20 protein-coding genes are annotated in these 22078 nt (G+C 62.5%); 10 read left to right on the top strand and 10 right to left on the bottom strand.

All coding sequences use genetic code 11. The annotated features are described in order from the left end of the window. Nucleotides 1–79: 79 nt before the first annotated feature. The 4 genes from G6N74_RS15585 to ugpB all read right to left on the bottom strand — a co-directional run bounded on the left by G6N74_RS15585 (nt 80) and on the right by ugpB (nt 4300). On the bottom strand, nt 80–1144 hold the full coding sequence (locus tag G6N74_RS15585) for a sn-glycerol-3-phosphate import ATP-binding protein UgpC (protein WP_165118841.1): 1065 nt from the start codon (nt 1142–1144) through the stop codon (nt 80–82). Then, nucleotides 1144–1992, bottom strand: coding sequence for a sn-glycerol-3-phosphate ABC transporter permease UgpE (ugpE, locus tag G6N74_RS15580; protein WP_165118840.1), 849 nt, complete (start codon nt 1990–1992; stop codon nt 1144–1146). Before ugpE ends, G6N74_RS15585 begins: the two co-directional genes overlap by 1 nt. Before the next feature lie 6 nt (nt 1993–1998). After that, the gene (gene ugpA, locus G6N74_RS15575; protein WP_165118880.1) at nt 1999–2883 is read right to left on the bottom strand and encodes a sn-glycerol-3-phosphate ABC transporter permease UgpA; all 885 of its coding nucleotides are present in this window, start codon (nt 2881–2883) and stop codon (nt 1999–2001) included. 106 nt (nt 2884–2989) lie between these two features. Continuing rightward, on the bottom strand, nt 2990–4300 hold the full coding sequence (gene ugpB, locus G6N74_RS15570) for a sn-glycerol-3-phosphate ABC transporter substrate-binding protein UgpB (RefSeq protein ID WP_165118839.1): 1311 nt from the start codon (nt 4298–4300) through the stop codon (nt 2990–2992). A 320-nt stretch (nt 4301–4620) separates the two neighbouring features. Between ugpB and G6N74_RS15565 the strand changes: the two genes are divergently transcribed. Continuing rightward, nucleotides 4621–7062, top strand: a complete 2442-nt coding sequence (locus G6N74_RS15565) for a sensor domain-containing diguanylate cyclase (protein ID WP_165118838.1) — start codon at nt 4621–4623, stop codon at nt 7060–7062. Here the strand turns inward: G6N74_RS15565 and tlpA are convergent. Next, complete coding sequence (gene tlpA, locus G6N74_RS15560; RefSeq protein WP_165118837.1) at nt 7054–7767, bottom strand: thiol:disulfide interchange protein TlpA; 714 nt, start codon at nt 7765–7767, stop codon at nt 7054–7056. The two genes, G6N74_RS15565 and tlpA, sit on opposite strands and share 9 nt — an antisense overlap. Before the next feature lie 31 nt (nt 7768–7798). On the opposite strand from tlpA, the gene argH reads away from it, so the two are divergent. The 5 genes from argH (at nt 7799) to G6N74_RS15535 (ending at nt 14497) form a co-directional block, all read left to right on the top strand. Continuing rightward, nucleotides 7799–9199, top strand: a complete 1401-nt coding sequence (argH, locus tag G6N74_RS15555; protein ID WP_165118836.1) for an argininosuccinate lyase — start codon at nt 7799–7801, stop codon at nt 9197–9199. A gap of 131 nt (nt 9200–9330) precedes the next feature. Continuing rightward, nucleotides 9331–10143: a class I SAM-dependent methyltransferase gene (locus G6N74_RS15550; RefSeq protein ID WP_165118835.1), complete on the top strand. Its 813-nt coding sequence runs from the start codon at nt 9331–9333 to the stop codon at nt 10141–10143. 107 nt (nt 10144–10250) lie between these two features. After that, nucleotides 10251–10460, top strand: a complete 210-nt coding sequence (locus G6N74_RS15545) for a lipoprotein (protein ID WP_165118834.1) — start codon at nt 10251–10253, stop codon at nt 10458–10460. A gap of 13 nt (nt 10461–10473) precedes the next feature. Then, nucleotides 10474–11739, top strand: a complete 1266-nt coding sequence (gene lysA, locus G6N74_RS15540) for a diaminopimelate decarboxylase (RefSeq protein ID WP_165118833.1) — start codon at nt 10474–10476, stop codon at nt 11737–11739. A 133-nt stretch (nt 11740–11872) separates the two neighbouring features. Beyond that, entirely contained in the window at nt 11873–14497 is a 2625-nt protein-coding gene (locus tag G6N74_RS15535; RefSeq protein ID WP_165118832.1) for a TIGR02302 family protein, read from the top strand. A 36-nt stretch (nt 14498–14533) separates the two neighbouring features. Here G6N74_RS15535 and G6N74_RS15530 read toward each other — a convergent pair whose 3' ends face one another. Next, nucleotides 14534–15151, bottom strand: coding sequence for a glutathione S-transferase family protein (locus G6N74_RS15530; RefSeq protein WP_165118830.1), 618 nt, complete (start codon nt 15149–15151; stop codon nt 14534–14536). 94 nt (nt 15152–15245) lie between these two features. After that, complete coding sequence (locus tag G6N74_RS15525) at nt 15246–16133, bottom strand: LysR substrate-binding domain-containing protein (RefSeq protein WP_165118828.1); 888 nt, start codon at nt 16131–16133, stop codon at nt 15246–15248. Between the two features lie 234 nt (nt 16134–16367). Between G6N74_RS15525 and G6N74_RS15520 the strand changes: the two genes are divergently transcribed. Both G6N74_RS15520 and G6N74_RS15515 read left to right on the top strand, forming a co-directional pair. Continuing rightward, nucleotides 16368–17291: a DMT family transporter gene (locus G6N74_RS15520; protein WP_165118826.1), complete on the top strand. Its 924-nt coding sequence runs from the start codon at nt 16368–16370 to the stop codon at nt 17289–17291. 78 nt (nt 17292–17369) lie between these two features. Continuing rightward, a complete protein-coding gene (locus tag G6N74_RS15515) occupies nt 17370–18281 on the top strand; it encodes a lipid kinase (protein ID WP_165118824.1) in 912 nt (303 codons plus the stop codon). 3 nt (nt 18282–18284) lie between these two features. Here the strand turns inward: G6N74_RS15515 and G6N74_RS31375 are convergent, their stop codons facing one another. Genes G6N74_RS31375 through G6N74_RS15500 form a run of 3 tightly spaced genes read right to left on the bottom strand, consistent with a single transcriptional unit; the run spans nt 18285 to nt 20129 of the window. Next, entirely contained in the window at nt 18285–18929 is a 645-nt protein-coding gene (locus G6N74_RS31375) for a glutathione S-transferase family protein (protein ID WP_312857878.1), read from the bottom strand. A gap of 3 nt (nt 18930–18932) precedes the next feature. After that, on the bottom strand, nt 18933–19475 hold the full coding sequence (gene hpt, locus G6N74_RS15505) for a hypoxanthine phosphoribosyltransferase (RefSeq protein ID WP_165118822.1): 543 nt from the start codon (nt 19473–19475) through the stop codon (nt 18933–18935). Between the two features lie 3 nt (nt 19476–19478). After that, nucleotides 19479–20129: a hypothetical protein gene (locus G6N74_RS15500; RefSeq protein WP_165118820.1), complete on the bottom strand. Its 651-nt coding sequence runs from the start codon at nt 20127–20129 to the stop codon at nt 19479–19481. 188 nt (nt 20130–20317) lie between these two features. On the opposite strand from G6N74_RS15500, the gene ftsE reads away from it, so the two are divergent. Both ftsE and G6N74_RS15490 read left to right on the top strand, forming a co-directional pair. Continuing rightward, nucleotides 20318–20977, top strand: coding sequence for a cell division ATP-binding protein FtsE (gene ftsE / locus G6N74_RS15495; RefSeq protein ID WP_165118818.1), 660 nt, complete (start codon nt 20318–20320; stop codon nt 20975–20977). After that, on the top strand, nt 20970–21959 hold the full coding sequence (locus G6N74_RS15490; protein ID WP_165118816.1) for a cell division protein FtsX: 990 nt from the start codon (nt 20970–20972) through the stop codon (nt 21957–21959). The genes ftsE and G6N74_RS15490 overlap by 8 nt, the downstream gene beginning before the upstream one ends. Nucleotides 21960–22078: the final 119 nt, after the last annotated feature.

Here is a 22078-nt window from a genome sequence, read left to right as displayed (position 1 = left end):
TTACTTTTTGCCCCTTGATCCAGCTTTTCATCGGCAGTGTCTTTCCGGGGCAAGAAAGTAAACTGTCCCCGGCGCTCTTTCACTCCACCCGCTTGCCTGCCTGATCGAACCAATGCAGCTTTTCGGCCTTGGCGACGACACGCAATTCGTCGCCGGGTTTGGCTGTAGCGCGGCCCGCGACACGCACCACGATCCGCTGACCGCCAGCGGCGCAGTATAGAAAGCTTTCCGAACCTACGGGCTCGACCGCTTCCACCTTTGCCGGCAGCACGACCGCACCTTTCGGCACATCCGGCCCGAAGGCGACATCGGCATCTTCCGGGCGAACGCCAAGCGTGACGGCATCGGCCGGGCCAGCGATGCCGACAGGCGAACCGTCGCTGAACGTCGAGCCGTTCGATCCTGCCTGCACTGCAAGCAGGTTCATCGGCGGCGCGCCGATAAAGCTGGCGACAAAGGTCGAGGCCGGTTTTTCATAGATGTCGAGCGGGTTGCCGGACTGTTCGACCAGACCACCGTTCATGACGACGAGAACGTCGGCCAGCGTCATCGCCTCGAGCTGGTCATGCGTGACATAGACCGACGTGACGCCGAGCGACCGCTGCAGGTTCTTGATCTCGACGCGCATCTGGCCGCGCAGCTTGGCATCGAGGTTGGACAACGGCTCGTCGAACAGGAACACCTTCGGGCTGCGCACGATGGCGCGGCCCATGGCGACGCGCTGGCGCTGGCCGCCGGAAAGCTCGCGCGGACGGCGATCGAGAAGATGCGACAGTTCAAGCGTCGTGGCGGCGGCTTTCACGCGCTTGTCGATCTCGTCTTTCGGCATGCCGCGATTTCGCAAGCCGTATGCCATGTTGTCGTAGACCTTCATATGCGGGTAGAGCGCATAGTTCTGGAACACCATGGCGATGTCGCGTTCGGCCGGGCCGACCGTGTTGACGGTTTTCGTATCGATTGCGACGGTGCCGGAGGAGATGGTTTCCAGCCCGGCTATCATGCGCAGCAGCGTGGACTTTCCGCAGCCGGACGGGCCGACCAGCACGCACAGCGCCTTATCGGGAATGGCGATGGAAACGCCCTTAACCGCCTCTATGCCGCCGGCATAGACCTTCTTCACATCGTTGAGATCGACGGTAGCCATTATTTCTCCGTATCGACGAGGCCGCGCACGAACCAGCGCTGCATCAGGACGACGACGAGGATTGGCGGGATGATGGCCAGCATGCAGGTGACCATGACGAGGTGCCATTCCGTGTCGGCGTCGGCAAAGGAAATCATCTTGCGAAGCGCGATGACGATGGTGTTCATGTCGTTGCGGTTGGTGACCAGCAGCGGCCAGAGATACTGCGTCCAGCCATAGATGAACTGGATGACGAACAGCGCGGCTATATTCGTCTTCGACAGCGGCAGCAGGATATCCTTGAAGAAGCGGAACGGTCCGGCTCCGTCGACGCGCGCCGCCTCGACCAGTTCGCCGGGGATGGTCATGAAGAACTGGCGAAACAGCAGCGTTGCCGTCGCAGACGCCATCAGCGGCAGGGTGAGACCGGCATAGGTGTCGATCAGGCCGAGATCGACCATCACCTTGTAGGTCGGCAGGATGCGGACCTCGACCGGCAGCATCAGCGTGATGAAGATCAGCCAGAAGAAGGTCATGCGGAAGGGAAAGCGGAAAAACACGATCGCATAGGCCGACACGATCGAAATCACGATCTTGCCGATTGCGATCGCCAGCGCCACGACCGTCGTGTTGTAGAGCAGCGTGCCGACCGACACGCCACCGATACGGCCGATGCCGCCGAAAAGTGCGGTAGAATAATTCTCCCAGAAGCGGTCGCCGGGCAGCAGCGGCAGCGGCGGGCGCAGGATCGTCTGCAGCGAATGGGTCGACGCCACGAATGTGTAATAGATCGGGAATGCGACGATCAGGATGCCGAGGATCAGCACGGCATGGGCGATGAAGGTGCGGATGGGGGATGAGCCGATCATCGTGCGCTACCCATAATGCACCTTCTTTTCCACGAAGCGGAACTGGAAGGCGGTCAGGCCGATCACGATCACCATCAGGATCACCGACTGCGCCGCCGAGTCACCGAGGATCAGGTTGACGAAGCCGTCATTGTAGACCTTGTAGACCAGCGTCTCGGTAGCCTTGCCCGGCCCGCCGCCGGTGACGGCGTGGATGATGCCGAAGGTATCGAAGAAGGCGTAGACCGTGTTGACAACGAGAAGGAAGAACGTCGTCGGCGCCAGCAGCGGAAAGACGATCGTCCAGAAGCGTTTCGTCTCGCCGGCGCCGTCGATTGCCGCCGCCTCGATCAGCGTCTTGGGAATGGCCTGAAGCCCAGCGACGAAGAACAGGAAATTGTAGCTGATCTGCTTCCACGAAGCGGCTGTCACGACCAGAACCATGGCGTCCGTGCCGTCGAGCAGCGGGTTCCAGTCGAAACCCAGCCAGCGCAACCCATAGGCGAGCGTGCCGATCGACGGGTTGAACAGGAACAGCCACAGCATGCCGGCAATGGCCGGGGCCACCGCATAGGGCCATATCATCAGCGTGCGATAGATGCCGCGTCCGCGAATGACCTTGTCGGCCATCACCGCCAGCAGCAGGGCCACCGCCATGGAAACGAAGGCCGTGGCTATGGAGAAGACCACCGTGACCTTGAGCGAATTCACATAGTTTGGATCGGAAAGGACCCGCGCGAAATTGTCGAACCAGACGAATTTCGAATTCAACCCGAACGGGTCTTCGCGCAGCATCGACTGGTAGAGCGCCTGCCCCGCCGGCCAATAGAAGAAGACCGCCGTGATGGCGAGTTGTGGCGCGACCAGGAGATAGGGCAGGACCTTGTTGGGGAAAGTAACGCGTGGGGACAGGGCTTCCTCCTTGCCGGAATGCCCCTCATCCGCCTGCGGGGCTCCAGCGTTTATACCCCTCCCCCCGTTTGTCACGGGGAGAGGGTAAGGGTGAGGGGCAGACTTCTTAGTTGCCGATGGCCTGCTTGATTGCGGCATTGCCGCGTTCGACGGCCTTGTCGAGCGCCTGCTGGGCGGTCTGGTCGCCGGCCAGCATCTTCTCGAACTCCTCGTTTTCGATGTCGCGGACCTGCGGCAGGTTGGCCAAGCGCACGCCCTTCGAATTCTCGGTCGGCGCCTTGCCCATCATCTGCTTGATCGGGATTTCGCGGGCCGGGTTCTTGTCATAGAAGCCGTCAGCCTTGGTCTTCTCGTAGGCTTCGAGCGTTACCGGCAGATAGCCGGACACCTGATGCAGGCGGGCCTGGATTTCGGTCGTGGACAGGAAGTTGAAGAAGGCGGCTACGCCCTTGTATTCCTCGTCCGACTTGCCGGCGAAGACCCAGAGGCTGGCGCCACCGGGAATGGTGTTCTGCGGCGCTCCCTGAGCTTCCGGCTCGTAGGGCAGCGAACCAGTGCCGAAGTTCATGCCCGACTTGACGACGTCGCCGAGACCGCCCGAGGATTCGGTGAAGATGCCGCATTCGCCGGCAAGGAAGATCTGCTTGGCTTCGGAAGTGCGGCCGCCATATTTGAACGTGCCGTCCTTGGCGAGGTCGGCCAGTTCCTGGAAGTGCTTCACGAAGATCGGCGAATTGATCTTGAGCTCGACATCGAGACCGGCGAGGCCGTTCTCGTTGGTGCCGAAGGAAACATTGTTCCAGGCCGCAAAGTTTTCGGTGTGAATCCAGGTCAGCCAGGTCGTGGTGAAGCCGCAAGGTGCCGCGCCGCTGGTCTTGATCTTCTTGGCCGCGTCCCACACTTCCGGCCACGTCTTGGGCGGGTTGTCGACGTCGAGACCGGCCTTCTGGAAGATGTCCTTGTTGTAATAGAGGATGGGCGAAGACGAATTATACGGGAAGGACAGCATGGTGCCGTCCGGCTTCGAATAATAAGCGACGATGCCCGGAAGATACTGGCTCTTGTCGAAAGGCTTGCCGCCCATGGAGAGAATGTCGGCTACCGGCTTGATCGCGCCTTCAGCGGCCATCATGACGCCCGTGCCGGCATCGAACACCTGCATGATCGCCGGCGGCTGCTTGGCGCGGTAGGCGGCAATGCCGGCGTTCAGCGTCTCCGGGTAGGTTCCCTTGAAAACGGGAGTGACCTTGTACTCGCTCTGGCTCTCGTTGAATTCCTTGGACAGCGTTTCGACGACCTCATTGTTGGCGCCGGTCATGGCATGCCACCAGGAAATCTCGGTCACGGCGAATGCGGACGATGTCGAAAGCAGGGTGAATGACGCGGCTATACCGGCCGCAACGCCTTGAAATTTCATGTTTCTCTCCCGTTTTTACTTGGCGAAGGTTTAGGTTCGCAACCGGGAGTATCGGTCGATTGTGACAGTGCGACAACCGTTTTGTTACGCTTCGATGAATTTCGTCTCAGTTTCGTGTGGATTTCGTTTCCCTGCGTTGTTCGCTCCAGGCGTTTTCGTAAGCCGGCTTTCGAAAGGGGCCGCGCTTTGCCGGGAAACGCTCCGCGTTCGGCAAAAGCAACGCCCACAGGTTGAAAGCAAATTTAACTGATCCTTCAATCATATGCAGCTAATATTCAACATTACCTTGTTTATTTCCAATAGATTGGGTTAATTGAGAAATGCTGACAGTCTACAACTGTATCGTGAATGAGCATGATCTGAGGCTTGTCGCGCTCGCCGCGCTCATTTGCGCAATATCGTCGTTTTCAGCAGTCAAGTTGCTCCATCACGTCGGTCAGTCCAGAAACGGAAACCGGCTTGCCTGGCTGATGATTTCAGCAACGGCCACCGGCTTCGGCATCTGGGCCACCCATTTCATCGCAATGCTTGCATTTTCGCCCGGCATCCCGAATGCCTACAATGTCGAGCTTTCCGCCCTTTCGCTCGCTGCCGCCGTGTTTCTGACGGCTGCCGGCATGTGGGTGGCCACGTTGCGCGGCGGCATCGATTACTATCTCGTGGGCGGCGCCTTGCTTGGCGCCGGCATCGCGTCGATGCACTTTGTCGGCATGGCCGCTTTCGAAGTGCAGGGCCGGATCGTCTGGGACCAGCTTCTTGTCGCCATTTCCCTGCTGGCTGGAATAACGCTGGCAGCGCTGTCGCTCCTTGTCGTACTCCGCCGCCCGTCGACGCTGGCGACACTCGGCGGCGCCGTGCTTCTGACGCTCGCCATCTGCACCCTGCATTTCATCGCGATGGCCGCAGTCTCGATCATTCCGGATTCTTCGGTCGAGATTTCCGAATCCACGATCGAGCCCGTGTCGCATGCCTTCGCCGTTGCCGCCGCAAGCCTGGTGATCCTCATTCTGTCTGGCATTGCGCTGTCGATCGATCTGCGTTTCCGCCGCCAGAAGATTGAAGCGGAGCGCATGCACGGCTTGGCCAATGCCGCAGTCGAGGGGTTGATCGTCTGTGACGGCGCGCGCATCGTCAGCGCCAACAACAGCATTGCCACGTTGACCGGTCAGCCGGTCGAGACGCTCAACGCCATGCAACTTGCCAACCTCTTTGGCGAGCGCACCGCCTCCAACCTGCCGGAATTCGGCGAGCAGGCGCAGGAAGCGGAACTGAAAGGCCGCGACGGAGAAAGCATCCCCGTCGAACTCATCGCCCGGCGCATCGACTATTGTGGCAAGCCGCATACCGTGGTCGCCGTTCGCGACATCCGCGAACGCAAGACGGCAGAGCAGGAAATCCTTCGCCTCGCCCATTTCGATCCGCTCACCGGGCTTGCCAACCGCAGGAATTTTTCCGGCCGGCTCGACGCCGAGATCGCCGCCATGAAACTGAGCGGGAAAGGCAACCATCTGGCGCTCTTGCTGCTCGATCTCGACCGGTTCAAGGAAGTGAACGACCTGTTCGGGCATGGCGCGGGTGACGCCATGCTGCAAACCGTCGCGCGCTGTGTCTCAGGCGTTCTGCGCAGCGGGCAGTTGCTCGCGCGCCTCGGCGGCGACGAGTTCGCCATCATTGCTCCCAACCTCTCGGACCCTCAGGCTGCCGGCCGCATTGCCGACGACGTGCTGGCGGCCATGCGCGAGGAGAACAGGCGCTCCATCGGCGGCGGTCTGGTTTCGACCAGCATCGGCATTGCGCTTTATCCCCGGGACGCCGACGACCAGACCGCCCTTATCAGCCATGCCGACACCGCGCTCTACCGCGCCAAGGCAGAAGGCAAGGATACGTACCGTTATTTCGAAGCGTCGATGGGTGCCGAAGCGCGCGACAAGCGCGTGATGGAACACGAACTGCGCCAGGCGATCGCGCGCGACGAATTCTATCTGGTCTACCAACCGCAGAAGGAAATCAGCAGCGGAAAGATGCTCGGCTTCGAGGCTCTCATCCGCTGGCAGCACCCGGAACACGGCGAAGTTTCGCCGGCCATGTTCATCCCGGTTGCGGAAGACAGCGGCGTCATCGTCCAGATCGGCGAATGGGTGCTGGCAACGGCTTGCCAGGAGGCTGCCGGCTGGAAAAACCCGCTTTCGGTGGCGGTCAATGTCTCGGCGGTGCAGCTTCACAATCCGCATTTCAGCCGCAAGGTTCACGAAGTCCTCGTTCACACTGGCCTCGCACCCGGTAGGCTCGAACTGGAAATCACCGAAACGGCCCTCGTGAAGGACATGCCGCGCGCGCTCGCAACGCTCAGGCAGATCAAGGCGCTGGGCGTGCGGGTGGCCATGGACGATTTCGGAACCGGCTATTCCTCGCTCTCGAACCTGCGCGCCTTCCCCTTCGACAAGATCAAGATCGATGGTTCCTTCATCAAGTCAGTGGACACCAACGGCCAGGTCGCGGCGATCGTGCGAGCCGTTCTCGGCCTTGGGCGCGGCCTCGGACTGCCGGTGCTGGCGGAAGGCGTCGAAACGCTCGGCGAACTGAAATTCCTGGATGCCGAGGACTGCCAGATCGGACAGGGCTTCTATCTCGGCAAGCCGGGTCCGATCGAAATGTTCAGCGAACTGACCGGCGTACCGGTCACGGCGCCAGTCCAAACCGCCACGGCCGGACGTAAGGCCCGTGTCCCCGTGCTTCAGCCGATCGTGCTGCGGTCAGTCTGACGCGCCCATTGCCGCTTCGATGAGTTTGGCCGCATCCGGGCTCGACCATTCGGCCGGGCCGTTCATATTGGCGAGCAGGCAGCCTTCGCCATCGACCAGCAGCGTCACCGGCAGGCCGAGCGCCAGGCCGCGCTTCTTGAGATCGTTGAACAGGTCGAGCGTGTTGTCGCGGTAGAGCGCCAGCGTATCCACACCGATCTCGGAGAGGAACTTCTTCGGCTTTTCGTCATCGCCGGTATCGACATTGACGGCGACGACCTCGAATTTGTCGCTGCCCTTTTCCTTTTGCAGCGCATTGAGCGCCGGCATTTCGGCGCGGCATGGCGCGCACCATGTCGCCCACAGATTGATCAGCAGCGTCTTGCCGGCATGGTCGGCCAGCGTCATCGGCTTGCCGTCGGGAGACTTGAAGGCAAGGCCCTTCAGCGATTGCGGCGGGTCGGCTGGCAGCATGGCTGCGACTTCGCCTTTTGCTGCCGCACCCACCACCTTGGCCTTGTCGGTCTTTGCCGCGCAGACGGCATTGTCGGCAGTGTTTTCGGGAGCGGCAGGGGCAACAGTCACCTGCTGCGGCGCTGAAGCCGGAGCCTTGTTGCCAGACAAGGTAACGCTGGCATATACCACCACCGCGCCGGCAAATGCGCCTGCAATCGCTGCCGTGACCAGCAGGCGCGCGGTCGGTATGAGTTTCTTTCCGTCAGCCATTCACTTTTTTCTCCGGAGCCCGGTTATCACGATGAGCGACAAGAAGGCCAGCAACGCGATGTGGGGCGGACGATTTGCCTCGGGCCCTGCGGCGATCATGGAGGCGATCAACGCCTCGATCGGCTTCGACAAAAAGCTCTACGCGCAGGACATCCGAGGCTCGATCGCTCACTCCGAAATGCTCGCGGAAACGGGCATCATTGAGGAGAAAGATCAAGAAAAAATCGCTCACGGCCTGAACACGATTTTGAAAGAGATCGAGAGCGGAAAGTTCGAATTCTCGACCCGGCTGGAAGACATTCACATGAATGTCGAGGCGCGTCTTGCCGAACTGATCGGCCCGGCCGCCGGCCGCCTGCACACGGCGCGCTCGCGTAACGATCAGGTGGCGGTCGATTTCCGGCTCTGGGTCAAGGACGAGTTCCATCGCGTCGCCGAAGCGCTGAAGGGACTGATCGAAGCGTTCCTCAAGCGCGCCGAGGAACATGCCGCCACCGTAATGCCCGGCTTCACCCATCTGCAGACGGCCCAGCCGGTAACCTTCGGCCACCACTGCATGGCCTATGTCGAGATGTTTGCCCGCGACCTTTCCCGCGTCCGCGACGCCATCGAGCGCATGGACGAGAGCCCGCTGGGTGCTGCGGCCCTTGCCGGCACCGGCTTCCCGATCGACCGCTTCCGCACCGCCAAGGCGCTCGGCTTCCGTGAGCCGACCCGCAATTCGCTCGACAGCGTTTCAGACCGCGACTACGCGCTGGAATTTTTGGCCATCGCCGCGATTTCGGCGACCCATCTGTCGCGGCTGGCCGAAGAGATCGTCATCTGGTCGACGCCGCAGTTCGGCTTCGTGCGGCTGTCCGACAGCTTTTCGACCGGCTCGTCCATCATGCCCCAGAAAAAGAACCCCGATGCCGCCGAACTGGTGCGGGCCAAGACCGGCCGCGTCAACGGCCACCTGATCGGCCTTCTGACGGTGATGAAGGGCCTGCCGCTGACCTATTCCAAGGACATGCAGGAAGACAAGGAAGCCGTGTTCGACGCCGCCGAGACGCTCGACCTGATGCTCGCCGCCATGACCGGCATGGTCGGCGACATGCAGGTGAACGAGGCCGCGATGAAGAAGGCTGCCGGTTCCGGCTATTCGACCGCGACCGACCTTGCCGACTGGCTGGTGCGCACGCTCGGCCTGCCCTTCCGCGAGGCCCATCACGTCACCGGCCGCGCCGTTGCGCTGGCGGAAAGCAAGAAAGTCGGGCTGGAAAAGCTGACGCTGGAAGATTTGCGCTCGATCCATGACGGCATCACCGCCGATATCTTCTCGGTGCTTTCGGTGCAGAACTCGGTGAAGAGCCGCACCTCTTTCGGCGGCACGGCGCCCGCCGAGGTCCGCCGCCAGATCCGCTACTGGAAAAAGCGCATCGCCAAGGCATGAGGACCTAGCGCATGGTTCGAGGCTCCCGTTTTGGGAGCTTCGATCATGCGCCCAACCGCTATTATCGCCCCGCCACGACTGGTATGATGGTTTCATATGCCGGTCCATCAAACGGACGGCGGGTGATAGCGATGTTGGAAACCGACAAGGTATTCGCCGGCTCGATCCCGGAAAATTACGATCGCTATATGGTGCCGTTGATTTTCGAGCCGTTCGCCGCAGATCTTGCGCGACGGGCAGCGTCCTTGTCGCCGAGCGCGGTTCTGGAAACCGCCGCGGGTACCGGGGTCGTCACCCGCGCACTGGCGCCAAAGCTGCCCCCCGACGCAAGCTATGTCGTTACCGACCTCAACCAGCCGATGCTCGACCACGCCGCGTCGCGACAAGGTCCCGACAGCCGCGTCCAATGGCGCCAGGCGGATGCTTTGGCGCTGCCGTTTGAAAATGCGGCCTTCGATCTCGTTTGTTGTCAGTTCGGCGCGATGTTCTTTCCCGACCGCCCGTCTGCCTACCGCGAAGCCAGACGCGTCCTGAAACCCGGCGGACATTTCCTGTTCAACGTATGGGATCGCATCGAGGAGAATGTATTTGCCGATGAGGTGACCAATGCTCTCGCAGAGATTTTTCCGAACGATCCGCCGCGCTTCCTGGCCCGCACGCCGCATGGCTACCACGATATCGCACTGATCCGCAGCGAACTGGAGGGCGCAGGTTTCTCCAGCGTGGTGATCGAAACGCGAGCCGAACAAAGCCGTGCCTCCTCACCGCGTATTCCGGCCGTTGCCTATTGCCAGGGAACTGTCCTTCGCAGCGAAATCGAGGCCAGGGACGCGGGAAAGCTGGAAGCTGCAACCGACCATGCCGCATCGGCGATTGCGGACAGGCATGGCAGCGGCGCGGTTGCCGCCAAAATTCAGGCTCACGTAATCGTGGCTGCGGTCTAGGTCCCATCCAGCCCTGCTGAACTTTTAGCCGCTTGATTTGCCGGGGTGCAAAGGCCAAAGAATTTAGCTAGAAGCAGGCAACGTATTTCTCACGGACGGATGACAGGATGACCGGCAGCAGACTTCTCACCACGCTCGTGCTTCTGGCCGCGATCGGCGCAGTTTCGGCCTGCGGGCGCAAGTCGGGGCTCGACACGCCCTATGAAGCTGCCGTGCAGGCCCGCAAGGACGCGCAGAAGGCCAATGAGCAGCCGCTGCCGCCGGAGCCGAAGAAACCGGTCGCGGACAAGCCCTTCCTCCTCGACAAGCTGCTCTGACCGGACCAAGCCAGTGAACCATTTCGACTATCGCGACGGCGTGCTCCACGCCGAGGACGTGCCCCTGCCCGCTATCGCGGCTGCCGTCGGCACGCCCTTCTATTGCTATTCCACCGCAACTTTGACCCGCCACTACCGCGTGTTCAGCGAGGCCTTTTCAAGCCTCGACAGCCTCGTCTGCTATGCGCTGAAGGCTAACTCCAACCAGGCCGTACTGACGACGCTGGCCAAGCTGGGTGCGGGCGCCGACGTGGTTTCCGAAGGTGAGCTGCGCCGCGCCTTGGCGGCGGGCATTCCCGGCAGGAAGATCCTGTTTTCCGGCGTCGGCAAGACGGCGCGGGAAATGGATTTCGCGCTGGCAGCCGACATCCTTTGCTTCAACGTCGAGTCCGAGCCGGAACTCGAGCTGCTTTCGGCGCGCGCTGTCGCTGCCGGCAAGGTCGCGCCGATCTCGCTGCGCATCAACCCGGATGTCGATGCCAAGACCCATAAAAAGATCTCGACCGGGCTGGCCGAAAACAAGTTCGGCATACCGCGCCAGCGGGCGCGCGAGGTCTATGCCCGCGCCGCCCAACTGCCCGGCTTGAAGATCACCGGCATCGATATGCATATCGGCAGCCAGATCACCGAGCTGCAGCCTTTCGACGATGCCTTCGCGCTGCTGGTCGAACTCGTCGGCATGCTGCAGGCCGACGGCCATGCCATCGAACATGTCGACCTCGGCGGCGGGCTCGGCATTCCCTACAAGACCGACAACTCGCCGCCGCCCCTTCCCGATGCCTATGCCGCGATCGTGAAGAAGCACGTCACCAAGCTCGGGCTGAAGGTGATGTTCGAGCCCGGACGGCTGATCGTCGGCAATGCCGGCATTCTGGTGTCGGAAGTGATCTATGTGAAGGAAGGCGACGCCAAGAACTTCCTGATCGTCGATGCGGCGATGAACGACCTGGTTCGCCCGACCCTATACGATGCCTTCCACGACATCCGCCCGGTGGTGCAGCCGCCAGCCGACACGCCGCGCATGAAGGTCGATATCGTCGGCCCGGTCTGCGAGACCGGCGATTTTCTTGGCCTCGACCGTGATCTGCCGCGCCTGAAGGCCGGTGACCTGATCGCCGTCGGCACGGCCGGCGCCTATGGCGCGGTACAGGCAGGCACTTACAACACCAGGCTTCTGGTGCCGGAAGTGCTGGTCAATGGCGATGCTTTCCATGTCATCCGCCCGCGCCAGACCTATGACGAGCTGATCGGCTTGGATTCGGTGCCCGACTGGCTCTGATGCGCTCGCGCGGTGATCGGCGCGGAAAAGCCCGCCGATCACGATTTCGTACCATGCCTCGTCTTTGCCGTGTTTGCTGCTATTCTTTTCCATGAGAGCGCACATGCGGTGCGAGTCTCGTTTGGAAAGGTTGATGGCGGAAACACCGGCAACGAACAGCGCACAGAGTTTCGCCCGGCGCCTTGGCCGCGCCCGGTTCACCACGCTGGCCTCCATGACGGTGGAACGTGGCTGGCCACTGGCATTGCCGCTGCTTGTCGTCGTCAGCCTGTTCCTCAGCCTTTCCTGGCTCGGCGTCTTCCGCCTCCTGCCCGATTTGCCGCGCTTCGGCCTGCTGGCCTTGTTCGCCATTGCAGGCGTTGCCGCACTCTATCCGCTGCGCTTCTTCCGCCGTCCTTCCGCCGCCGAGATCGACCGTCGCATCGAAGCGGCGAATGAACTGCCACATACGCCGGTGCTGGTGCAGACAGACCGGCCGAGCGGAAAGGTCAGCGAGTTTTCGCAGGCGCTGTGGCGCGAGCACCAGAAGCGGATGGCCGAAAGCCTTGGCGATGTCGGCAGCGACATGCCGCGCACCCGCGTGCCGGAGCGCGACCCGTGGGGCTTGCGCGCTGCAGCCGCGCTGCTATTCGTCACCGCCTTCGCCTTCTCCTATGGCCCGCTCGGCGGACGCCTTGGCGACGCCTTTCAGGCCGGCGCGATCGCCGAGACCATTCCGCCGCGTATCGATGCCTGGGTGACGCCGCCTGCCTATACCGGCAAGGCGCCGGTGTTCCTGACTGCCGACGCCAACCGGCAGAACCCGACCTTCACCGTACCGCAGGGCAGCGAGGTTTCACTGCGCGTGACCGGCGGCGCCGGCGACGAGGCGCTTTCCTACGCCGATGCCGGCGGCACCACCCGCGACATCGAGCCGAAGGCGGGTGCTGCACCTGCCCCGGCCAAGCCGATTGCCGCCGGCGCACCGGCAGTGGCGCGTCAATTTGCCGGCAAGCTCGACAAGGACGGCGTGCTCAGCCTGAAATCCGGCGAGAAGGAGCTGCAGAGCTGGACCTTCGCCGTCATCCCCGACAAGCCGCCGGTGATCCGCTTCGTCGGCGAGCCCAAGCGCGCGGTCAACGGCGCGCTGGAACTCAATTACGAGATCGTCGACGATTACGGCGCGGCTTCCGCCAAGGCTGAGTTCGCGCTGGCCGACGAACAGGCCAAGGATGCGCATCCGCTCTACAAGGCACCCGAAATGCCGCTGACGGTGCCGCGCCGCGGCAGCGGCACGGCTGCCGCCAAGGTCTCGCGCGACCTGACCGACCATGTCTGGGCCGGCAGCACGGTCAAGCTGACGCTGAAGGCAACGGACGACGCCGGACAGGAAGCCACCAGCGAAACCAAGACGCTGGTGCTGCCGGAGCGGCCCTTCTCCAACCCGCTGGCCAAGGCCGTGGTGGAACAGCGCCGCATCTTCTCGCTCGACACGAACAAAAAATCCTATGTGCTGGAGCTGATCGACGCCATCACGCTGCGGCCCGAAGACACGATCCAGAACATGGCCAACTTCCTCGGCTTGATGGTCGGCAGCACACAGTTGAAGATGGCCGAGAGCGACGACCAGCTGCGCGCCACCGCCGACTATTTCTGGGAAATGGCGCTGGCGATCGAGGACGGCGCGCTTTCGTCCGCTGAAAAGCGCCTGCGCCAGGCGCAGGAGGCGTTGAAGCAGGCGCTTCAGAACGGCGCCAGCGACGAAGAGATCGACAAGCTCATGAAAGAGCTGCGCCAGGCGATGAACGACTTCCTGCGCGAATTCGCCGAGCGGGCCAAGCGCGACCCGAACATGGCCCAGCAGCAGATGCCGCAGAACGGCCAGGAACTGCGCCAGAGCGATCTCGAGCGCATGATGGACCAGATCGAGAATCTGGCCAAATCAGGCAACCGCGATCAGGCGCAGGAGCTTCTGTCCCAGCTTGAGAACATGATGAACAACCTGCAGGCGGGCCGCCAGCAGCAGCCCGGCCAGCAAGGCGACCAGAGCGAGATGCGCCAGCAGATGGACAAGCTGGGCGAGATCATGCGGCGCCAGCAGGAGATGATGAACGAGACCTTCCGCATGGACCAGATGCAGCGCGGAGAGCAGTCCGGCGAGCAGCAGGGCCAGCAAGGTCAACAGGGACAGGGTCAGCAAGGCCAGCAGGGCGAACCCGGCCAGCAAGGTCAGGGCCAGCAGGGGCAGGGTCAAGGCAATCAGGGCCGGCCGATGACGCCCGACGAATTCGCCGAGGCGCTGAAGCAGCTTCAGGAAGGCCAGGGCCAGTTGCAGAAGGATCTTCAGGGCCTGACCAAGGGGCTCGAAGGTCTCGGCATCCAGCCGGGCGAAGGTTTCGGCGAGGCAGGCGATGCGATGGGCCAGGCCGAAGGCGCGCTTGGCCAGGGCGAAGGCGAACGCGCCGTTGGCGAACAGGGCCGCGCGCTCGAAGCGTTGCGCAAGGGCGCGCAGGACATGATGCAGCAGATGCAGCAGGCCATGCAGGGCGAGGAAGGCGGCAGCGAGGAAGGCGGTCGCCAGCAGAACGCCGACCGCGACCCGCTCGGCCGGCCGCGAGCCACCACCGGCCCCGACTTCGGCAATTCGGTCAAGGTGCCGGACGAGATCGACGTGCAGCGCGCGCGCCAGATTCTCGATGCCATCCGCAAGCGGCTGGGCAACGCGCTCAGCCCCGAGCTGGAACGCAACTATCTCGAGCGCCTGCTCGAAATGCGCTGAGACGCACCTCGGCCCGCCTTCCTTACAAGACGTGCTTCAAGATGCACCGCGTGGCGTAGCCGCAGCATCCTTCGCGAGGTAGCGCTGATAGGCCGGCCTCTCCTGTAGCCTTGCCAGATAGTCGCGGAAAACCGGCTTGTCGGGAAAAGCCTTGAGAATGTTCGTGACGAAATAAATTCCGCTGCCGATCTGGGTGTCGGCAGCCGTGAACCTGTCTCCCGCAATGTAAGGCCGCGACGAGAGCGTCTTTTCCAGATGCTGGACCATGTCGTCATAGGCCCCGAAGGAGAAGCTGTTGCTGTTATATGTCCATCCTTGTGCCTTCGCGGCGATTGCCGGGTCGAAAACCGAATCCGAATAGACCAGCCAGGTCAGCCACGTCGCCCGAGCCTTTTCTCCGATCGCAGGAGCAAGCTCGGCTTGCGGAAAAGCCTCGCATAGATACATGCAGATGGCCGCACGCTCTGTCACGATCGTGCCGTCATGATCGATCGCCGGCACCTTCTTATTGGGTTGTATGGCGCGGTAACTTTCGGGCACGCCGCCGGGAGCGCGGATATCAATGATCTCGGTTTCGTAGGGCACACCGAGTTCCTCCAGAAGCCAATGAACGCCTGAAGAGCGCGACCAGGGCGCGTGGTAGAATTTCAGCATCGTTGCCTCCTCAACTCGTTTGATAAGGCATTCCTAGCATCCTCCTCCTGACAGCTTCTTGTCAGGAGGACTGTCGGGAGGTGGCATGACTGCATCACGAGCCGGGCGGCGGCACGGTGATCGTCAGTTGCGAGAAGAACGCTTCGCGGATGGCGTCGGCCATGCCGTTTATCGCCTCGCTGGTTGCCCCCGGCGCGCGGTGGAGCACTACATTCGACGCGTCGATATCACCAAACCCATCGGCAGCGGTCAGTTCGCGGCAATCGGGCGGAATATTGGAACGCGACACCGGCGCGATCGCCAACCCGGAAGCCACCGCGAGCTTGAGCCCGCTGGTCGTATCGCTGGTATAGGCGACGCGGTAGGGCAGCCCGCGATCCTCCAGTGACCTGAGCGCGAAATCCTTGCACCACCCCGCGCGGCTGTAGAGCGCGACCGGCAGCGGCGTCTCCTCGTGCAGGAGATGCAGGTTCGACGTCACCCAGACGGTCGGGTCGCGCATCAGCACTTCGCCGTCGGAAAAATCCTGCCATTCGAACACGACGGCGAGGTCGAGTTCGCCTGCTTCAAGCGCCACCATCTGCGAGGCGGAATGCGCGTATTTGACCGTGATCTCGACCTTGGGGTGCATCTTGGCGAATGCGCTCAGCGCCCGCGACAGGATCGAATAGCTGTATTCCTCAGGGATGCCGATGCGCACCGGGCCGTCGAGCGCTTCCGCCCGCATCGAGGCTGCCGTCTCGTCGAGCAGCGAGACGATGCGGCGGGCATTGACGATCAGGTCCTGGCCCTTGCGCGTCAGCGACACGCCACGCGAGCCGCGCTCGAACAGCACCTCGCCGATCATCGCTTCAAGCTTCTTGATCTGCATAGACACGGCCGACTGCGTGCGGCTGACGGTATCGGCCGCCTTGGTGAAATTGCCGGTTTCGGCCACCGCGACGAAGGTGCGCAGAAGATCGCTGTCGAGATGAATCGTCATGACGTCCAGCCATAAGCATTTCTCATGGCTGGCATCATTCCAATTCGTTTGAAACATGTCAATCGGACGGCGATAATCAACAACGAAACCGAAATGCATGCGCCGAGTCGGCAACAATCGACGCGGTCGGGCAAAAAGTCCTCACTCACCCGTAGTCCCAAAACAGGGGCCGCGGGTTCTTTTTGTCCATATGCCAGACGTTTTTTTAACTGCGCATCGCGAGCCGTGAACACCATGCAGAACCGTACCCTCCTCGGCATCATCTCCCTCTGCCTTGGCGTGATGGTGTTTTCGCTGCAGGACCCGGTCATCAAGGCTGTTTCCGGCCGCTATCCGCTGATGGAGGTGATGGCGATCCGCTCCATCGTCTCGCTGCCGATCCTCCTCATCATCGTCCACAAGGATGTCGGGCTGAGGGCGCTGTTTTCGCCGAACTACCGGCTGCTCGGCCTGCGCGCGGCAATCCTGTTCACCTCCTACACCGCCTATTATCTGGCGCTGGCAGCATTGCCGCTGGCCGATGCGATCGCGCTCTATTTCATGGCGCCGCTGTTCATCGTCATGCTGGCCCGCCCCTATCTCGGCGAGCACATTTCGTGGCCGAGCGCAGTCACTGCGGTCGTCGGGCTGATCGGCGTTCTGGTAATGGTCCGCCCCGGACAGGGTGTGTTCGAATGGGCGGCGCTGCTTTCCCTGCTTTCGGCCGGCCTCTACGGTTTTTCGCAGCTGATGGCGCGAAAGCTCGGCTCGGCGGAATCCTCGACCGTCATGAGCTTTTACCAGAACGGCGCCTATCTCATAGGTGCCGCCGTCCTCGGTTTTCTGTTCCAGACCATCGGCATGGAAAACGTCACCCATCCGAGCCTGAAATTTCTGGTGCGTCCCTGGATCTGGCCAACGCTGAGTGATTTCCTGCTGATGGCTTCCTGCGGCTTCATCGCTTCGGCCGGCATGATCCTGCTGTCGCAAGCCTACAGGCTGGCGCCGGCCAACATCGTCGCGACCTTCGAATACACCGGCATCCTGTGGGCACCGTTGTGGGGTTTTCTTTTCTTTGCCGAGGTGCCGCAGGCAGCGACGATAATGGGCGCGGCGTTGATCATCAGCGCCGGCCTTTTCGCGCTCAATGCGCGGCTGGGAACAAGGGCGCCAGCGTAGGAAAGCGGCCACAACACAGGGACTGCACTTTAATTAGCCTTGTCGCCGCCCTATCTGGCGTGAACCGCACTCGACCAGATGAGGCCGACCCCCTTGCCGAAAAAAACAAAAGCGACGAAGCGCGCCCTGCTTGTCGTCAATCCCAAGGCCAGGCGCGGCGGGGAAACCATCGCGCCTGCTCTCGACGTGCTCAAAGCGTCCGGCATCGAGGTCGTCGACATGACCGCCGGCAAGGACCAGCCGATAGACGAACTTATCCGCAAGCAGGCAACGGGATGCGACCTGGTCATCGTCGGTGGCGGCGACGGCACGCTGAATGCCGCAGCCCCCGCCCTGGTCGACCTCAAGCTGCCGCTTGGCGTGCTGCCGCTCGGCACCGCGAATGATTTTGCGCGCACGGTCGGCATTCCGCCCGATCCGGTCAAGGCAGCCGAGGTGATCGCGCAGGGCCTACTCACACCGATCGATCTCGGCGAGGTCAATGGCCACCTGTTCTTCAACGTCGCCAGCATCGGCTTCAGCGCCGAACTTGCCGCCGACTTGAGCGACAAGGCCAAGAAGCGCTGGGGCAAGCTGGGTTACGGCATCGTCGCGGCACGGCTGCTGGCGCGGTCAAGACTGTTCAGCGCCCATCTCGACCACGACGGCACGACCGAAAAGATAAGGACCCTGCAGATTTCCGTCGGCAACGGAAAGCACTATGGCGGCGGCATGACGGTCGAGGAAACGGCGACCGCCGACGACGGCAGGCTCGACTTCTACAGCCTCGAAGTCGACCATTGGTGGCGGTTGCTGGCGCTGCTGCCGAGCCTGAGACGCGGCACGCAAGGGCGCTGGGACGACGTGCGCGCCTTCCAGACGACGGAAGTGACGGTCCGCACCAGCCGCCCGCGCCCGGTCAACACCGACGGCGAATTGTGCACCACCACGCCGGCGCATTTCCGCATCAGGCCGAAGGCGCTCTCGGTGTTTGTGCCGAAGCGGAAATAAGCGTCAGGCGCGGGGAAGACCGGGATTCGTCTCCGTCATCGAACGCCGGTCCTTCATGACGCCCCACCACGCTCTGAGCCGCGGAAAATTCGCCAAGGCGGCATCGCCTTCCGGTGCAGCCGCGAAATACGCGACCATCGCACCGAGATGCAGGTCGGCAAGGCTCAAGGCGCTGCCGATCAAAAACCGCTCGCCCTCGGCCAGCGGTTCAAGTGCGGCAAGCACCTTGCCCGAAGCGGCAAGCCCATCGGCAATCACCGTCTCGTCCGGCGTTCTTCCAAGCGCTGCATTGAAGATCCGCTGCGAAAAGACCTGCCGCACCATCGGCCAATAGCCATAGGAATCGGCAATCGCGATGATTTGGCTCATCCGCGCCCTGGCCCGGACATCGGCAGGCTGAAGCGGCTTCCCGGCAAAGACCTCATCGACATAACGCGCAATCGCGGTGGTCTCGTAGAGCACGAAATTGCCGTGCTTCAGCGTCGGCACGCGCCCGAAGGGATGCAGTGCGAGATAGTCCGGCGGGATCGTCTCAGCGAAGGGGTCGATCTCGACATGCGTCCAGGAAACACCCTTCTCCACAAGCGCCATGCGCACGATGCGCAGATAGACGCTGTAGTGGTAGCCATAGAGCGTGACGGAGGCCACGCCTCAGGCGTCGCCCTTGACGACGCCGACGAAGGGCAGTTCGCGGAAGGCGTGGGCGACGTCCATGCCGTAGCCGACGACGAAATAGTCGGGACAGTCGAAGCCGACATAATCGGCATCGAGCTCAATCTTGCGGCGCATGCGCTTGTCCAGCAGCACGGCGATGGAGCAGCTTTTCGCGCCGCGCGACAGCATCAGGTCGCGGGTGAAGGACAGCGTCTTGCCCGATTCCAGAATGTCGTCGATGAGGAGAACGTCGCGGCCCCTCACCTCGTTGTCGATATCGCGCAGCACCCGCACCTCGCCGCTGGTGGTGCCCGCGCCATAGCTGGAAATGAAGATGAACTCGACTTCCGGCGACAGGCCGACATCGTGCATGGCGCGGATCAGGTCCGCAGCGAAAATGAACGAGCCCTTCAGCACCGAGATGACCAGCAGGTCGGTGTAGTCGTGCGCGGCGATCTCCTTGGCAAGCTCGAGATTGCGTCGGGCGATGGTCGAGGCGCTGAACAGCACTTCGATATCCTTGTCGCGGACAACCGGCATGTTTTAATCTCCGAAGGCGACCGAAACGGTCTTCACCCCGTTCTTAGGCACCTCGAGCCGGCTCGAAAAGGCAAATCTGCCGCCGGGGGCCAAAGGCTTGTCCGCTGTCCCCAGCTTGTAGCGCGCGATTGCGCCGTCGGTGCCGGTGACGTGGATCTCCAGCGGCGGCAAGCGCGCTGCCATATTGCCGCTGTTCGAGGCCTGGCCATCGACGAACAAAACAGGCCGAGCGCCGATAGTGTCGATCCGCGACGTGACGCCGGAAATGGTGAAGCCGGGTGCCGCTTGCGCCGTGCTCAGGAACGATGCCTGCCGCACCAATTCATGCCCGCCGGAAACCCAGAAGGCTGCGGCAGCGAGACCGAGGCCGAAAACCCAGAAGATCGGCCCGCCGCGCGATGCCAGGCGGCTCGCTGCGGGCTGCGCGGGATCGCGCAACAGCATGCCCATGCCATCGACAGGTGCTGCCGCAGGCGCGAAGGCTGCGGGCTCGGCTTCGGGCGCGACAGGTGCGCGGCGTGGCGGCGAAACAAGCTCGTAGTCGGCATCAACCACGTCCGCGGCATCATGCACAGGCCAAGCAATGACCGCCTCGACCGAGACGCCCGTCATGATTTCGCCGGAAACCGGGCGTGCGGTGCGACCCTCTGCCATAGCGGATGGGCTATCCTTTCGAACTTCCCCGATTCCGGAGGTAAACGGAATTGGTTAATGCTTCGCAACCGTGGGCGAATCAGGGCCGGATTTGACGTGAAAATTAACCAAAGGTTAACCATACAGGCCGATGGTCTTTTTGATGAACTGGCCGCAATGACGGCCCGCAAAACCCAAGGTTTTTACACTTGATCCGCTTCGAGAATGTCGGCCTGCGTTACGGGATGGGTCCGGAGATTCTCCGCGACATCACCTTCCAGCTCCCGGAGCGCTCATTCCAGTTCCTGAGCGGGCCGTCGGGCGCCGGCAAGACGACGCTGCTTCGCCTGCTGTTCCTGTCCCTGAAGCCGACGCGCGGGCTGATCTCGGTCTTCGGCAAGGACCGTTCGCGCATCACGCGCCAGGAACTGCCGCTGCTGCGGCGGCGCATCGGCGTGGTGTTCCAGGATTTTCGCCTGCTCGACCACATGACGACCTATGAGAACGTTGCCCTGCCCCTGCGCGTGCGCGGCCGCGAAGAAGCGAGCTACCGCAACGACGTCACCGAACTGCTGAAATGGGTCGGGCTTGGCGAACGCATGCACGTGCTGCCGCCGGTGCTGTCGGGCGGCGAGAAGCAGCGCGCCGCGATTGCGCGTGCACTGATCGAGCAGCCGGAGATCCTGCTGGCCGACGAGCCGACCGGCAATGTCGACCCGCCTCTGGCGCGGCGCCTGCTGCGGCTTTTCATCGAACTGAACCGGCTGGGAACGGCCGTGGTCATTGCAACCCATGATCTCGGCTTGATGGAGCAGGTCGACGCGCGGCGCATGATTCTGGCCAATGGAAGGCTCGATATCTATGACTGAGCTGCATCAGGCCACCGACGGCGACCACGAAGAGGAAACGATCGCCCGCCCGGTCCGCGCCCAGCGCAAGACAGCACCCATCGTGCCGCCGCAGAACATAGCCGGGCGCGCGCTGGTCTTCGTCATCGCCATCATGACCTTCCTGTCCTGCCTGACGCTCGGCGCGGTCACGCTGGTTCGTGACACGGCATCGATCTGGGAAAACCAGATTGCGCGCGAGGCGACGATCCAGATCAAGCCGGTCGACGGGCTGGACATGGATGCCGCCCTTGCCAATGCCGCCCGCATCGCCAGCGGCTTTGCCGGCGTGCGCAGCACCAAGATCGTCGATCGCGAGGCAACCGCGCGGCTGCTCGAGCCATGGCTCGGCTCCGGCCTGAACATCGACGAACTGCCGGTGCCGCGGTTGGTGATCGTCACCATCGACGAGAACAATCCGCCGGATTTCGCCGCCATGCGCCAGATGCTGCAACCGGACGTGCCGAGCGCGACGCTGGACGACCACCGTACCTGGGTCGACCGGCTGGTCGCCATGGCCCGCACCACGGTAACGCTCGGCATGGCCGTGCTGGTGCTGATGCTGTCGGCAACGGTGCTGACCGTGGTCTTCGCCACGCGCGGCGCCATGGCCGGCAATGGGCACATCATCGAAGTCCTGCATTTCGTCGGCGCGGAGGCCGGCTTCATCGCCAGCCAGTTTCGCACGCACTTCTTGCTCACGGGCATGAAGGGGGCTGCTGCCGGCGGCATAGCGGCGATGATCGTCTTCATCTTTTTCTGGTTCTGGTCGTCGCGCAATCTGGCCACCCCTCAGGCCGATCAGGCAACCGCTTTGTTCGGCAATTTTTCCATAGGGGCCGCCGGCTATGGCGGCGTGGCACTGGTCGTCCTGATCATCGGCGCGCTCACCGCCGCCACTTCACATGTGACGGTCGTGGCCTATCTGAACGATATAGACGTCAGCCATCCGGACGGAGGCTAGAATGCTTGGAAACGCTGGAGCGGCGCGCGCCGAAAGAGACGATCACGATTGGCAACCCGCTGTAACGCAATGTGCGGAAACGGCATTTGCACAGACGCTAATGAAAGCCGACCATAGCA

The organism is Mesorhizobium zhangyense, from assembly GCF_011045115.1.
Taxonomy (GTDB): Bacteria; Pseudomonadota; Alphaproteobacteria; order Rhizobiales; family Rhizobiaceae; genus Mesorhizobium_M; species Mesorhizobium_M zhangyense.
The sequence above is the reverse complement of the archived record's forward strand: the minus strand, read 5'-3'. Positions and strand labels throughout refer to the sequence as shown.